Annotated in this window: 13 protein-coding genes; 10 read left to right on the plus strand and 3 right to left on the minus strand. The window is 55.7% G+C overall.

Annotation, left to right across the window (positions count from 1 at the left end; translation table 11 throughout):
• Positions 1–283 precede the first annotated feature (283 nt).
• Positions 284–517, minus strand: coding sequence for a DUF1272 domain-containing protein (locus tag B3729_RS22525; protein ID WP_150347318.1), 234 nt, complete (start codon positions 515–517; stop codon positions 284–286).
• Positions 510–1,529: a GlxA family transcriptional regulator gene (locus B3729_RS22530; protein WP_286789057.1), complete on the minus strand. Its 1,020-nt coding sequence runs from the start codon at positions 1,527–1,529 to the stop codon at positions 510–512. The genes B3729_RS22525 and B3729_RS22530 overlap by 8 nt, the downstream gene beginning before the upstream one ends.
• A gap of 152 nt (positions 1,530–1,681) precedes the next feature.
• Between B3729_RS22530 and scpB the strand changes: the two genes are divergently transcribed.
• On the plus strand, positions 1,682–2,443 hold the full coding sequence (gene scpB / locus B3729_RS22535; RefSeq protein WP_122044780.1) for an SMC-Scp complex subunit ScpB: 762 nt from the start codon (positions 1,682–1,684) through the stop codon (positions 2,441–2,443).
• A 68-nt stretch (positions 2,444–2,511) separates the two neighbouring features.
• Here the strand turns inward: scpB and gap are convergent, their stop codons facing one another.
• Entirely contained in the window at positions 2,512–3,516 is a 1,005-nt protein-coding gene (gap, locus tag B3729_RS22540) for a type I glyceraldehyde-3-phosphate dehydrogenase (RefSeq protein WP_019365545.1), read from the minus strand.
• A 135-nt stretch (positions 3,517–3,651) separates the two neighbouring features.
• Between gap and edd the strand changes: the two genes are divergently transcribed.
• The 9 genes from edd (at position 3,652) to B3729_RS22585 (ending at position 13,996) form a co-directional block, all read left to right on the plus strand.
• Positions 3,652–5,478 carry a phosphogluconate dehydratase gene (gene edd / locus B3729_RS22545; protein ID WP_286789058.1) on the plus strand — a complete coding sequence of 609 codons (1,827 nt, stop codon included), beginning with the start codon at positions 3,652–3,654 and terminating at the stop codon, positions 5,476–5,478.
• Positions 5,475–6,443, plus strand: coding sequence for a glucokinase (locus B3729_RS22550; protein ID WP_286789059.1), 969 nt, complete (start codon positions 5,475–5,477; stop codon positions 6,441–6,443). The genes edd and B3729_RS22550 overlap by 4 nt, the downstream gene beginning before the upstream one ends.
• 86 nt (positions 6,444–6,529) lie before the next feature.
• The gene (locus B3729_RS22555) at positions 6,530–7,267 is read left to right on the plus strand and encodes a response regulator (protein ID WP_010798449.1); all 738 of its coding nucleotides are present in this window, start codon (positions 6,530–6,532) and stop codon (positions 7,265–7,267) included.
• Positions 7,242–8,699, plus strand: a complete 1,458-nt coding sequence (locus B3729_RS22560) for an ATP-binding protein (protein ID WP_010798448.1) — start codon at positions 7,242–7,244, stop codon at positions 8,697–8,699. Before B3729_RS22555 ends, B3729_RS22560 begins: the two co-directional genes overlap by 26 nt.
• A gap of 158 nt (positions 8,700–8,857) precedes the next feature.
• Positions 8,858–10,117, plus strand: a complete 1,260-nt coding sequence (locus tag B3729_RS22565; protein WP_010798447.1) for an ABC transporter substrate-binding protein — start codon at positions 8,858–8,860, stop codon at positions 10,115–10,117.
• A gap of 78 nt (positions 10,118–10,195) precedes the next feature.
• Positions 10,196–11,125 carry a carbohydrate ABC transporter permease gene (locus tag B3729_RS22570; protein ID WP_010798446.1) on the plus strand — a complete coding sequence of 310 codons (930 nt, stop codon included), beginning with the start codon at positions 10,196–10,198 and terminating at the stop codon, positions 11,123–11,125.
• Entirely contained in the window at positions 11,118–11,963 is an 846-nt protein-coding gene (locus B3729_RS22575; protein ID WP_010798445.1) for a carbohydrate ABC transporter permease, read from the plus strand. The genes B3729_RS22570 and B3729_RS22575 overlap by 8 nt, the downstream gene beginning before the upstream one ends.
• A gap of 8 nt (positions 11,964–11,971) precedes the next feature.
• Positions 11,972–13,075: an ABC transporter ATP-binding protein gene (locus B3729_RS22580; RefSeq protein WP_019365552.1), complete on the plus strand. Its 1,104-nt coding sequence runs from the start codon at positions 11,972–11,974 to the stop codon at positions 13,073–13,075.
• 9 nt (positions 13,076–13,084) lie between these two features.
• The gene (locus tag B3729_RS22585) at positions 13,085–13,996 is read left to right on the plus strand and encodes a carbohydrate kinase family protein (protein ID WP_019365553.1); all 912 of its coding nucleotides are present in this window, start codon (positions 13,085–13,087) and stop codon (positions 13,994–13,996) included.

The following is a 13,996-nucleotide window of genomic DNA, read 5'->3' on the forward strand; positions in this document are numbered from 1 at the left end:
CGTTAGTGCAGGAATTTCGAGAGATATCTGACCGATATAGCCCCTGCGGATCAACTTTTCGAAGGCCGGCTGCTGTTCCCATATGCTACATAGCCGTTAGTGAAGGCAACATTTTCTTCGCGGGCACCATAGTGCGAGCCGCAAATTCAACCAAGCGCTGGCGAATCCTGAATGCTGCGTTCTGCGCTACCTTGCCGCTCAAATCCGCTCCGCTTGCGGCGGCGATAGCGTTGATGCACTAGGTATGGACCTTAAGAGCGTGTCCATCAGAAAGCCTGCATGGTTATCGGCAGGGCTGTATCTTTCTGTTCAGGCTGGCAGGAAAGTGCGCCAGCTTTTGTGCCGGTCTGATCGGTCTTCTGACCAGCTCACCTCCACAGTTGGGGCAGCAGCCGTGCAGGTGACTCAAGGCGCATGTCTTGCAGAATGTGCACTCGAAAGAGCAAATGAATGCGTCGCTTGTGTCAGGTGGCAGGTCTTGATCACAGCATTCACAGTTAGGGCGTAGCTCAAGCATGATCAAGTCCTCGTATGGGGTCACCGAATCGGGCGCTATACGCCTGCGGGCTGACTGACAAATGTTTCTGAAACGTCCGGCGAAGGCTTTCCGGGTGGCCGAAGCCACAGAGGCGAGCAACGGTGCTGATTGAGGCTTGTGCATCATGTAGAAGTGCTCTGGCGGTCTCCAGGCGAACCTGTTCTACATAGCGTCCCGGAGTGATGCCCAACTCCCTGCCAAATGCACGCGACAAGGTGCGAGGCGTCATGTTGACCTGCTCTGCCAGACGCTCGATGGAAAGATCTTCCCCCAAATGCGCGGGTATCCAGTCCAACAATGCGGCCAAACGAGGAGTTCGGCTGGGCTCCGGCGAAAGACAGGCGCTGAACTGTGCCTGACCACCGGGACGACGTAAAAACATGACGAGTCTGCGCGCTACGCTTAATGCTGTAGGTCGATCCAGATCCGCTTCAACCAGGGCCAGCGCAAGGTCAATGCCTGCCGTAACACCGGCGGAAGTAAAGACATCGGCATAACCGTCCTGCCCGGCAGGATCGTAGGTATGCAGGCGGTCTCCCTCAACTTGTATGGCGGTGTAACGCTGCAACGCTTCCAGGTCAGCCCAGTGTGTCGTGGCGCGTCGGCCCTTCAGCAGCCCAGCCTCAGCCAGGATCAGGGCGCCGGAGCAAACGGACCCCAGACGACGCAGGCGAGGCTGGCTCTGTTGCAGCCAGTCCAGCAATTCGGTATGTCGACATTGCTGCTCGACGCCAATACCGCCAGGAATCAGTAGGGTATCGAGCTGCTCTGCAGGCATGTCACGCCAGGATTGATCCGCCACGATCTGAATGCCAGATGAGGTCATGATTGGGCCGGGCTGATCAGCCAGAAGACTTATCTGATAAGCCGGAGGCAGCCCTTGTCGCTGCCGTTCAACATTGGCAGACGCAAAAACCTGCAACGGCCCGGTTACATCCAGGCTCATTACGTCTGGATAGAGAAGGCTGGCAACAACGCGGACGGCACTCATGGTTCATACTCAGGACGGATCAATCAAGTGTGCTGCGCGCTGTGTCTGTCTGCAATGACAGGTGCCCCACAGATATGGACATCTGGATAAGATCATCGGAAATTCTTCAGGGTGGCTTCTGCTCTGGCAACAACCTCTTTAAGATGCGCGCCATGAATGTTTCTGACCCTAAAGAACTCGCGCCTCTGCTCGAAGCAATACTGCTGGCTGCGGGTAAACCGCTGACGCTGGAACGCCTCGCGGAACTCTTCGATGACTATGAGCGGCCCGAGCCCAAGCAGTTACGCGATGGACTCGCTGTGCTGGCCGGCTCGTGCAAGAAGCGTGGTTTTGAGCTCAAGGAAGTGGCCAGCGGTTATCGCTTGCAGGTCAAGGAGCGGTATTCAACCTGGGTCGGTCGTCTTTGGGATGAGCGTCCGCCACGTTATTCGCGAGCGCTTCTGGAAACCTTGGCGCTGATTGCCTACCGACAGCCAATCACCCGTGGTGAAATCGAAGAAGTGCGTGGTGTTGCAGTCAACAGCCAGATCGTCAAGACATTGCTTGAGCGCGAATGGATTCGCGTGGTTGGCTATCGTGATGTGCCGGGCCGCCCGGCCATGTTTGCCACTACCAGAGCGTTTCTGGATTATTTCAACCTGAAAAGCCTGGATGAGTTGCCAACGCTGGCCGCTATTCGCGAGATGGAGTTCGAGCCAGAACCTGTTCTCGACGATCACGCGCTGGCAGCAGAAGATGTGTCAGTCATGTCACCGGAGCCTGCCGAAACATCAGCCAAGCCGGCAGAGGAAACCAGTTTCCGGACATTACTGGCGGAGCTGGATGTCATGGAAACCGGGCTCAAGATTGATTTTGACGATTTGCGCCTGGAAGAGGCCATCGATCCGGTGGGAGAGGATCGGGAAGAGCAATGAGGCAATAGCCGCTATAATGAGAATCGGCCGGAGATGATCCGGCCGATTCGTCTGTGTCAGGTTCTGTGTTACGCCGGAGCGTTTACCAGTGCCTGACAGGTATCGAGCATACGGTTGGAGAATCCCCACTCGTTGTCGTACCAGGCCATGACCTTCACCAAATTGCCGGTGACCTTGGTGTGGTTGGCATCGAAGATTGAGGACAGCGGGTTATGGTTGAAGTCGATCGACACCAGTGGACGGTCGTTATAACCCAATACCGGCGAGGCTTCGCTGGCCGCTTTCATAAAGGCATTGATTGCCTTGGCATCTGCTGTCTTGGAAACCTGAATGGTCAGGTCGACCAGCGACACGTTGATGGTCGGCACACGTACAGCCATGCCGCTGAACTTCCCGACCAGCTCTGGCAGCACCAGACCCACGGCTTCAGCCGCACCGGTCTTGGTTGGAATCATCGACTGAGTAGCCGAGCGGGCACGGAAGGGGTCGGAATGATAGACATCCGACAGGTTCTGGTCATTGGTATAGGCATGGATTGTGGTCATCAGACCATGCTCGATACCCAACTCACGGTTCAGGACCTGAGCGACCGGGGCCAGACAGTTGGTTGTGCAGGACGCATTGGAAATGATCTGGTGGGACTGACGCAGGATATTGTCATTCACACCATAAACAATAGTGGCGTCAACCTCCTTACCAGGTGCGGAGATAATGACCTTGGAAGCACCTGCGTCCAGGTGAGCCGCCGCCTTGCTGCGGCTGGTGAACAGACCGGTGCATTCGAACACCACGTCAACATTCAGGTCTTTCCAGGGAAGCTCTGCCGGATTTCGGATGGCGGATACCGCAATACGGTCGCCATTCACGGTCAGGCTATTCTCATCAACGGAAATCTCAGCATTGAAACGATCATGCACGCTGTCGAATTCCAGGAGATGGGCATTAATGGACGCGTCACCCAAGTCATTGATGGCGACAACCTGCATATGCTGACGATAATTTCCGGAGTAAAGCGCACGAAGAACATTACGGCCGATACGCCCGAAACCATTGATAGCAATACGAATGCTCATATTTGAAACCTCGTTCTGGCAGGATTTGTTGTAAAAACAATTACACTATCGCGTATTTTGAGAGGAATAATAGCCACTCAGATCAAATTTGTTTTAAAAACAACAAATTTTTCGCCTGCCTGGAGAATCGGAACCATGCATCCTCGCGTCCTTGAAGTTACACAGCGTCTCATTGAGCGTAGCCGCCCTACGCGTACGCGCTACCTTGAAATGATCCGGGCAGCTGCGAGCGAAGGCCCTCAGCGTGCCAAGCTACAATGCGCCAACTTTGCCCACGGCGTAGCCGGATGCGGTCCTGCGGACAAGCAACGTCTGCGCCTTATGGATGAGGTTAACGTCGCTATCGTTTCGTCTTACAACGACATGTTGTCTGCGCACCAGCCTTACGAACATTTCCCCCAGATCATCAAAGATGCCCTGCGCGAAATAGGCTCCGTTGGTCAGTTCGCCGGTGGAGTGCCAGCCATGTGTGACGGCGTAACCCAGGGCGAAGCGGGTATGGAACTCAGCTTGCTGAGCCGTGAAGTCATCGCAATGTCCACCGCTGTGGCACTGTCCCACAATATGTTCGATGCCGCATTGTGCTTGGGCATCTGCGACAAGATCATTCCTGGCCTGATGATTGGCTCTCTACGTTTTGGTCATCTGCCATTCGTTTTTGTGCCAGGTGGTCCAATGCCTTCGGGCATTTCCAACAAGGAAAAGGCGCGAGTGCGTCAGCTTTTTGCGGAGGGTAAGGCAACCCGCGAGGAGCTGCTTGAGTCCGAAATGAAGTCCTACCATAGTCCCGGCACCTGCACCTTCTACGGTACAGCCAACACCAATCAGGTCGTTATGGAAGTGATGGGACTGCACCTGCCGGGCTCGTCCTTCGTGAATCCGTATACGCCTCTGCGTGACGAGCTGACCCGTGAAGCGGCGCGTCAGGTGACACGTATCACGCAGCAAAGCGGTAATTTCATCCCGCTGGGTGAGATCGTTGACGAAAAAGCCATTATCAACTCGGTCGTGGCCTTGCATGCAACCGGTGGTTCTACCAACCATACCCTGCATATTCCCGCCATCGCACAGGCGGCTGGTATCGAACTAACCTGGCAGGATATGGCGGATCTGTCGGCTGTCGTTCCAACGCTGGCGCAGGTTTACCCCAACGGCAAGGCGGATGTGAACCATTTTCATGCGGCTGGTGGCACCAATTTCCTGATTCGCACCCTTTTGGATGCCGGTTTGCTGCATGAAGATGTGAACACCGTCATGGGTCATGGATTACGTCGTTACTTGCAGGAGCCATTCTTGGAGAATGGCACATTGACATGGCGTGAAGGACCTGTGGCGAGCTTGGATGAAGAAATCCTGCGTCCGGTCGAGCGCCCGTTCCGCCCTGAAGGTGGTTTGCGTGTGATGGATGGCAACCTTGGCCGTGGGGTCATGAAGGTATCTGCCGTAGCGCCTGATCACCAGATCGTAGAAGCGCCTGCTAGAGTATTTGCTGATCAAGCCGAGCTTGCTAATGCCTTCAAGGCGGGTGAGCTGGACCGCGATTTTGTAGCGGTGGTCCGCTTTCAAGGACCCAAGGCCCTTGGTATGCCGGAGTTACATAAGCTGACGCCTTACCTGGGCGTGTTGCAGGATCGAGGCTTTAAGGTCGCTCTGGTGACTGATGGACGTATGTCTGGAGCATCCGGCAAGGTGCCAGCGGCTATCCATGTATGCCCAGAGGCAATCGATGGCGGTCCGTTGTCGAAAGTACGTGACGGTGATCTGGTGCGTGTCAATGGACAAACCGGAGAGTTGATCGTGGTGGTTGATCCTGCCGAGTGGAATGCTCGGGAGCAGGTGGCGCCCCCGCAAGGCATGGGAATTGGAACGGGACGTGAACTCTTTGCGTTCATGCGGCAAGCAATGAGCACCGCCGAAAAGGGTGCGAGTGCATTTACATCCAGCCTGGAGGCGCTGAAATGAATTTGGCTTTGGTAGGGGATATCGGGGGCACGAATGCCCGTTTCGCATTGTGGCGTGACCAGCAGCTTGATGCGATCGAGGTGATGGCGTGTGCCGATTTCGAGCGTCCCGAAGATGCTGTGCGTGAATACCTCAAGCGTACCGGTGTCGCTCTTGACGATATTCACTCCGTATGTCTCGCCTGCGCGGGGCCGGTAGGCGAGGGTGACTTCCGTTTTACCAATAATCACTGGGTTATCAGCCGCGAGCGTTTCTGCGCTGAGCTTGGTCTGACTCACCTGCTTCTGATCAATGACTTCAGTTCAATGGCCTGGGCTGTAGCTAAGCTGAACAAAGCGCATTGCGTTCAGGTCCGTGAGGGAGCGGCGCATGCCAATCGGGCACGTCTGATCATCGGGCCGGGGACTGGCCTGGGTGTGGCCGGTCTGCTGCCGATCGGGGATGACCGCTGGATGGTACTTTCCAGCGAAGGCGGTCACGTTGATTTGCCGATCGGCACGCCACGTGAGTTCGAAATTTGGAAGATCCTGAAGCGCCAGTTTGGTAACCACGTGTCGGCGGAGCGTATTATTTCCGGCAATGGCCTGGTGAATCTCTACAAGGCCAGCTGTGAACTGGATGGCCGCGAAGAGAAGTGCGTGACCGCTGCCGAGATCTGTGAAATGGCGCTGTCCGGTGACGCCTATGCCGACGAGGTGCTGGAGCAGTTCTTCGTATGGCTGGGCCGTGTGGCTGGTAATGCTGCGCTGACCTTAGGTGCGTTGGGTGGCGTTTATATCGCCGGTGGAATTCTGCCGCGATTTGTTGAGCGCTTCCAGAACGGCGCCTTTGCCAAGGCGTTTGCGGACAAGGGTAAGACGAGCAGTGCCTACCTTCAGGATATTCCTGCCTGGCTGGTCACCGCCGAGTACCCTGGCTTGTTTGGCGCAGGGGTTGCCTTGCAGCAAAGCCTGAACGGTCAGTAATACCGCGTTTCACCTCTTGGCGTTCCCCCTGGTGTCGTGCATGCTTCGACACCAGGGCAATAATAAAAAAGACAAGGGACAACGCTATGACGCCGATGGGTAAATCCATCCTGCTGGTCGATGACGATCAGGACATTCGTGAGCTTCTTGAGGCTTATCTGAGCCGTGCCGGATTTAGCGTTCGGGCTGTGGCAGACGGCTACGGATTTCGTACTGCGCTTAAAGCCGAGCCGGCTGATCTTCTGATACTGGATGTCATGCTGCCGGGTGAGGACGGCTTCAGTCTTTGCCGTTGGGTCAGGGCGCTGAGTGGTTCCATCTCTCAAGTACCTATCATCATGCTGACCGCCAGCTCCGATGAGGCAGATCGTGTGATTGGCCTTGAATTGGGCGCTGACGATTACATTGGAAAACCATTCAGTCCGCGGGAATTACAGGCGCGGATCAAAGCGCTTCTCCGGCGCGCAGGTTTTGGTGACGCCAAGTCGGGACACACATTGGTGTTTGATGAATGGCGTCTTGATACTGTCACGCACAGGCTGTTCCACCAGGACGGAGAAGAGGTCATTCTGTCCGGCGCTGATTTCACTCTGCTCAAACTGTTTCTAGATCATCCCCAGCAAATACTTGACCGTGACACGATTGCCAACGCGACGCGGGGGCGTGAAGTCATGCCGCTTGACCGCATCGTGGACATGGCCGTCAGCCGCTTGCGTCAACGGCTGCGTGACACCGGGAAATCGCCTCGACTGATTCGCACGGTACGCGGCAGTGGCTACCTTCTGGCGGCGCAGGTGCATGGCCCGACCGCTGATGTTTTTTAAGGCACTCCAGCGGCTGGTACCGCACTCATTGTTGGGAAGAATGCTGTTGCTTACGCTGCTGGCGGTTCTGCTGGCCCAGGGCGTTTCCAGCCTCTTCTGGATATCGCACTTGCGTGCCAGCCGAATGGAAGGTCTGCTGAACGCTTCGCGCAGCCTTGGTTACTCCATTGCGGCCAGCGTGCGTTATTTCAGTCTGCTACCACCGGCGTATCGTCCGGTAGTGCTGGAGCAGTTGCGTAATATGGGCGGTACACGGTTTTTCGTATCGCTTAATGAAAAGCCCTTGATCATGGAGCCGCTGCCCGATTCGCCTGGCAAGCAGGCGGTACTTCATGCTGTGGAGTCAGTCTTGCGGGAGCGTCTCGGCAATGGGATGCCGATGTATGTGGAGTTTGTCAGCCCCAAGCACCTGCGCCTGTTCAATGGCAATCTTTCCCTGGATGAGTTGCCGCGCTCCTGGGCGCACTACGTTCTCAGCTTTGAACCACTAGATCCGCCCATTCTGGTCACCCAGATACGAATAGGTCCGGAGGAGTGGGTCTACATCGGGACACTGATGCCAGCCCCTTATCTCACCCTGGATGAGCCCTTCCTGCCTCTGCAGCAGGCTTGGTTCATCCTGTTCAGCAGCGCTTTTCTACTCTTGTTCATCGGCCTGCTCATCCACTGGCAGAGCCGGCCGCTTAAACGTTTGTCGCAAGAGGCACGTGAGCTTTCGCTGGAGGCACAGGTTCAACCCCTTCCTGAAGTCGGGGCGAGTGAAATTCAGGAAGTCACACGCGCCTTCAACACCATGCGTGATCGTATCAGTCGATACCTGGCCGAGCGGGGCCAGCTTTTCAGTGCGATTTCCCATGATCTGCGGACCCCTATCACCCGGCTGCGGCTCCGCGCCGAGTTACTGGAGGATGAGGCATTGCAGGCGCGCTTCAATCGAGACCTCGACGAACTGGATCTGCTAGTCAAGGGAGCACTGCAATGCGTCAAGGACACCGATATTCATGAAAATATCGAGTCGGTAAACCTCAATCTCCTGCTGAGCAATATCGTCGAGCCTTACCAGGTCGGTGAGCAGCCTCGAGCGACGTTGCAAGGTAAAGCGGTGGCTCTATATTCCGGCAAGCCGCTGGCCTTGAAGCGCTGTATCGGCAATGTACTCGACAACGCGCTGAAGTACGGTAATCGGGCGCATTTGACGGTGGAGGATGATGGCAAGGTATTTATGCTGCATGTCGATGATGAAGGCCCAGGGGTGCCAGAAAAGGATTTAGAGCAGGTTTTCGAACCGCATGTCCGCTTGACAGGTCAACAGCAGGGATACGGATTGGGGCTCGGGATTGCGCGTAATTTAGCCCATGCCCATGGGGGGGAGGTGGTCTTGCGCAATCGTCGGGAAGGGGGCCTGCGGGTCACGCTGACGTTGCCGCGCTAGAGGCGTCCTGAAACGAGTGGCGTCAAATTGTGATCGATATCTACAAAAGCCGCCTAATGTAACGGCATTGTGACATTAATGATTCCCTTCGTTACCCACGCTGGCCAAGGGCTGGCTAGACTCCGATCAGATTTATAAAAACAACAAGGTCACTGATCATGAAAGCACTCAATCGTCTCGCCCTCGCGGTTTCTTTGTCCTGCTTGAGCCAATTACCCCTAACCGCCCAGGCGGGCGAAGTGGAAGTCCTGCATTGGTGGACTTCAGGTGGTGAAGCTCGGGCTGTCGATACCCTCAAGCAAATGATGCAAAAGCAGGGCGATACCTGGAAGGATTTCGCGGTTGCCGGCGGTGCCGGTGAGGCCGCGATGACCGTTCTGAAAACCCGTGCGGTTTCTGGCAATCCTCCTTCTGCAGCACAGCTCAAAGGCCCCGACATTCAGGAGTGGGCTGACATGGGCTTTCTTACCAACCTGAACGACATCGCCAAGGCCGGAAAATGGGACAGCATCATGCCCAAGCGCATCGCTGAAACCATGCAGCATGATGGTGATTACGTCGCCGTTCCCGCCGGTGTTCATCGCATCAACTGGCTCTGGATAAACCCTGAGGCCTTCCAGAAAGCGGGCGCCAAGGTGCCAACGACACTAGATGAGTTCTTCGAGGCTGCAGACAAGCTCAAGGCAGCAGGTATCATTCCGATTGCCCACGGCGGTCAGAACTGGCAGGACACCACCATTTTCGAGTCGCTGGTCATGGCCATGATGGGGCCAGAGGACTATCACAAGGCATTTGTCGAAACTGACGAAGACACTTTGCGCAGCGACAAGATGGTTGAAGTGTTCAAGACCTTCAAGCGTATTCGCAACTACATCGACCCAGATGCAGCGGGCCGTGACTGGAACCTGGCTACCGCCATGGTCATCAATGGCAAGGCCGGTATGCAGATTATGGGCGACTGGGCCAAGGCCGAGTTTACGGCTGCAAACAAGACTGCTGGCAAGGACTACCTGTGCGTAGTCATGCCGGGCACTCAGGGTGACTTCATCTACAACATCGATTCCCTGGCCATGTTCAAGCTCAAGGACGAGGCAAACAGGAAAGCCCAGGACGACTTGGCCCGTACTGTCATCGACAAGCCTTTCCAAGAAGTCTTCAACCTGAACAAAGGCTCGATTCCTGTTCGCAATGATATCGACATGGCGAAGTTCGATGACTGTGCCAAACAGTCCATGAAGGATTTCCAGGCAGCCAACGACTCGGGCAAAGCGGAGCCAAGCCTGGCGCATAGCATGGCCAACACCAGCTATATCCAGGGCGCTGTCTTCGATGTGATCACCAACTTCTTCAACGATCCAAGCGCCGACCCCAAAAAGGCGACCGAACAACTGGTCGCCTCCATCAAAGCGGCGCAGTAATGCAGTAAGGGCAGGGCGTTGCAAGACGCCCGGTCCTGATGCGAATACCAACCTACGGGTTGGATCAGGAGTTCTTCGATGTCTTTAAGCGAAGTGCAAATCATGCGCACAGGTACCAGCACGTCTGTACGAAAGCCTGACCGCCTCCAGAAATGGCTTCCCAAGCTGGTTCTGGCCCCTACCGCAGTGGCAATGATTGTTTGCCTGTACGGCTACATGCTGTGGACGGCCGTGATCTCATTAACCACGTCCCGCTTCATGCCGGTGTATAACTTTGCAGGTCTTGCCCAGTTTGAACGCCTACTGGCCAACGACCGTTGGCTGGTGGCCTGTAAAAACCTGGCCATCTTTGGCGGGATGTTTATCCTGCTTTGCCTGATCATTGGCGTGTTCTTCGCCATCCTGCTGGATCAACGCATCCGACGCGAAGGTTTTATCCGCACCATTTATCTTTATCCCATGGCGCTATCGATGATCGTTACCGGTACTGCCTGGAAGTGGCTGCTCAACCCAGGGTTAGGCCTGGACAAGCTCCTGCGCGACTGGGGATGGGAAGGTTTCCGCTTTGACTGGCTTGTTGATACGGATAGGGTCATCTATTGCTTGCTGATCGCTGCGATCTGGCAGGCCTCCGGCTTTGTCATGGCAATGTTCCTGGCCGGTTTACGCGGCGTGGATAGCGCCATCATTCGTGCCGCACAAATTGACGGAGCCTCGCTGCCCACGATTTATCTGCGCATCGTTCTACCCAGTTTGCGACCTGTTTTTTTCAGTGCCGTGATGATCCTGTCACACATTGCGATCAAGAGCTTTGACTTGGTAATGGCCATGACCGCCGGTGGACCCGGTTACTCATCCGACCTTCCTGCGGTCTTCATGTATCAACACACCTTTACACGCGGGCAAATGGGGTTGGGGGCGGCCAGCTCCGTCCTGATGCTTGGCGCGGTGCTTGCCATCCTGGTGCCTTACCTTTATTCCGAACTGCGGAGCAAGCGTCATGGCTGATCTTTCCCATAGCAAGCGCTGGTCTTTCAACCGCATTGCAATTCACACTACGCTTCTGGTGGCTTGCGCTGTCTATCTCGTGCCACTGGTAGTCATGCTGTTAACCAGCTTTAAGACACCGGATGACGTGCGCACCGGTAACCTGCTGACGTTACCAGTAGACTGGACACTCATTGGCTGGATAAAGGCCTGGAGTACGGTTCACGAGTACTTCTGGAACTCCTTCATGATCACGGTTCCTGCCGTCATCATCTCGACTTTCATCGGTGCGCTTAACGGCTACGCCTTGTCGAAGTGGAGCTTCAAGGGCTCGAACGTATTGTTCAGCATGCTGCTGTTCGGTTGCTTCATCCCGTTCCAGGTCATTCTGTTACCAATGTCATTCACCCTGGGCAAGCTGGGTCTGGCCAATACCACCACCGGACTCGTGCTGGTTCACGTCATCTACGGTCTGGCCTTCACAACGCTTTTCTTCCGGAACTACTACGTCGGTATTCCGGATGCCCTGATCAAGGCGGCACGTCTCGATGGTGCAGGCTTCTTCACCATCTTCTGGAAGATCCTGCTGCCGCTTTCCACCCCTATCGTGATGGTAAGCCTGATCTGGCAATTCACTCAGGTCTGGAATGACTTTCTGTTTGGCGTAGTGTTCGCCAGCGGCTCTGCGCAGCCGATTACGGTAGCGCTCAACAACCTCGTCAATACCAGTACCGGGGCCAAGGAATACAACGTGGATATGGCCGCTGCGATGATTGCGGCGCTGCCGACACTGCTCGTTTACATCTTCGCCGGCAAGTATTTCGTCCGTGGTCTGACCTCGGGCGTCGTCAAAGGATAAGAACAATCATGGCCGCACTAGAACTTAAAAATGTCCGCAAGACCTACGGCAACGCTGCTCAGGAAGCGCTTAAAGGTATCAACATCAGTATCGAGACTGGGCAGTTCCTGATCCTGGTTGGTCCTTCCGGTTGCGGTAAGTCTACGCTGATGAACGCCATCGCTGGCCTGGAAGATATTTCCAGCGGGGCCATCATGCTGGGTGGTGAGGATGTAACTGCGGTCGAGCCCAAGGACCGCGATATCGCCATGGTATTTCAATCCTATGCGTTGTATCCGACCATGACGGTGCGGGAAAACATCGCCTTTGGGTTGAAGATCCGCAAGACACCTGCTGACCAGATCGCGGCGGAAGTGGACCGTGTCGCCAAGCTTTTGCAGATCGAGCATTTGCTCGAGCGCAAACCCTCGCAGCTATCCGGTGGGCAACAACAACGTGTCGCCATGGGGCGCGCACTGGCGCGCCGCCCCAAGCTTTACCTGTTCGATGAGCCGCTCTCAAATCTTGATGCAAAGTTGCGTGTGGAAATGCGCACCGAGATCAAGCTAATGCACCAGCGGCTCAAGACTACAACTGTCTACGTTACTCACGACCAGATCGAAGCCATGACGCTGGGCGACCGTGTCGCAGTTATGAAAGAGGGAGAAGTTCAACAGTTTGGTACTCCCCAGGAAATCTACAACAACCCCGCCAACCTCTTCGTGGCCAGCTTCATTGGTTCTCCGCCAATGAACTTCATTCCTGTCGCGTTGGAGCAGGAAAACGGGCGCCCTGTGGTGCGTTTGCAGGGGCATGGCGAGCGTACCGCTATTGGTCTACCCATGCTTCAAACCGCTCTGGCAGACGGTCGCGAAGCAATTTTAGGGGTTCGACCTGAGCAAATTTGTATTCGCAGTGGTCAGATCGGCGATTTGCCATTGGTCAGCGCCCGAGTGCAGGTCGTGGAGCCAACAGGCCCCGACACTCTGGTTTATGTCGAGGTCAATGGCGTCCAGGTGTGTTGTCGAGTAGCGCCAGTCGACACTCCTGAAATCGGATCAATCGTAACGCTAGAGCTTGATGTAGAGCGTCTCGTATTATTCGAACCTGCTTCAGGTGCTCGTATCGCTTAGGAGAAAGTTATGACATTGCCACGTGTGGTGGTTTTTGGAGAGGCCTTGACCGATCTGGTCCAGCATTCACCCGGACAGTGGCAAGGCCATCCAGGCGGTGCACCGTGGAATGTTGCCCGGACGCTGGCGCGTCTGGGCGTACCCGCTGCGTTTGCGGGATCAATCAGCCAGGATTCTCTAGGCGATGAGATTCATGAGCAGTCTCAGGTGTCCGGACTGGATATGCGTTTTCTGCAGCGGGTCGAAGCTGATCCGCTGGTGGCAGTAGTGCCGTCCAGCAATCCACCTCGGTATTTCTTTGCTGGGGAGGCGGATCTAGCCTTTGATCCGGATGCGTTGCCGCAAGGCTGGCTCGAGGCTGCTGAACTCTGCCACTTCAGCTGCATCAGTCTGGCCCGTGAGCCGTTGGCTTCCAAACTGCTTGAACAGGCAGAAAAGGCCAAGGCAGGAGGTAAACGTATCAGCTACGACCCCAACTGGCGAAACCTGATGGGCGATGACTACTGTCGTCGTATCTTTCCAACCCTTGTGAGGCTGGCAGACGACATCAAGCTTTCTGACGAAGACCTGGAAAATATCTATCCCGGATTAACGCCTGAACAGGGCTTGAGCCGCCTGCGGGAGATGAATCCAGAGGCCAACATCCTCTATACGCAGGGTGCCAAGGGCATCACGCTGCTTTCCAGCCAGGGGGAGTGGACTCAGCCTGGTATTCCGATTCATGTGGCGGACACCGTAGGTGCCGGTGACGCCTGTATGGCGGGGTGGTTGGCGTCAGGGATCATTTCAAGCGCATCACTGGAAGAGCGACTACTTTTCGCAGCTGCCTGTGCCTCGGTGTCTTGCCAGAAATCGGGGGCCTATGCGCCGACGCTTGATGACGTTCGCGCCATGATGGCGACTTCGCCGCTTCCTGCCTAA

This window comes from Pseudomonas sp. UBA3149, assembly GCF_002364655.1.
Classification (GTDB): domain Bacteria; phylum Pseudomonadota; class Gammaproteobacteria; order Pseudomonadales; family Pseudomonadaceae; genus Chryseomonas; species Chryseomonas luteola.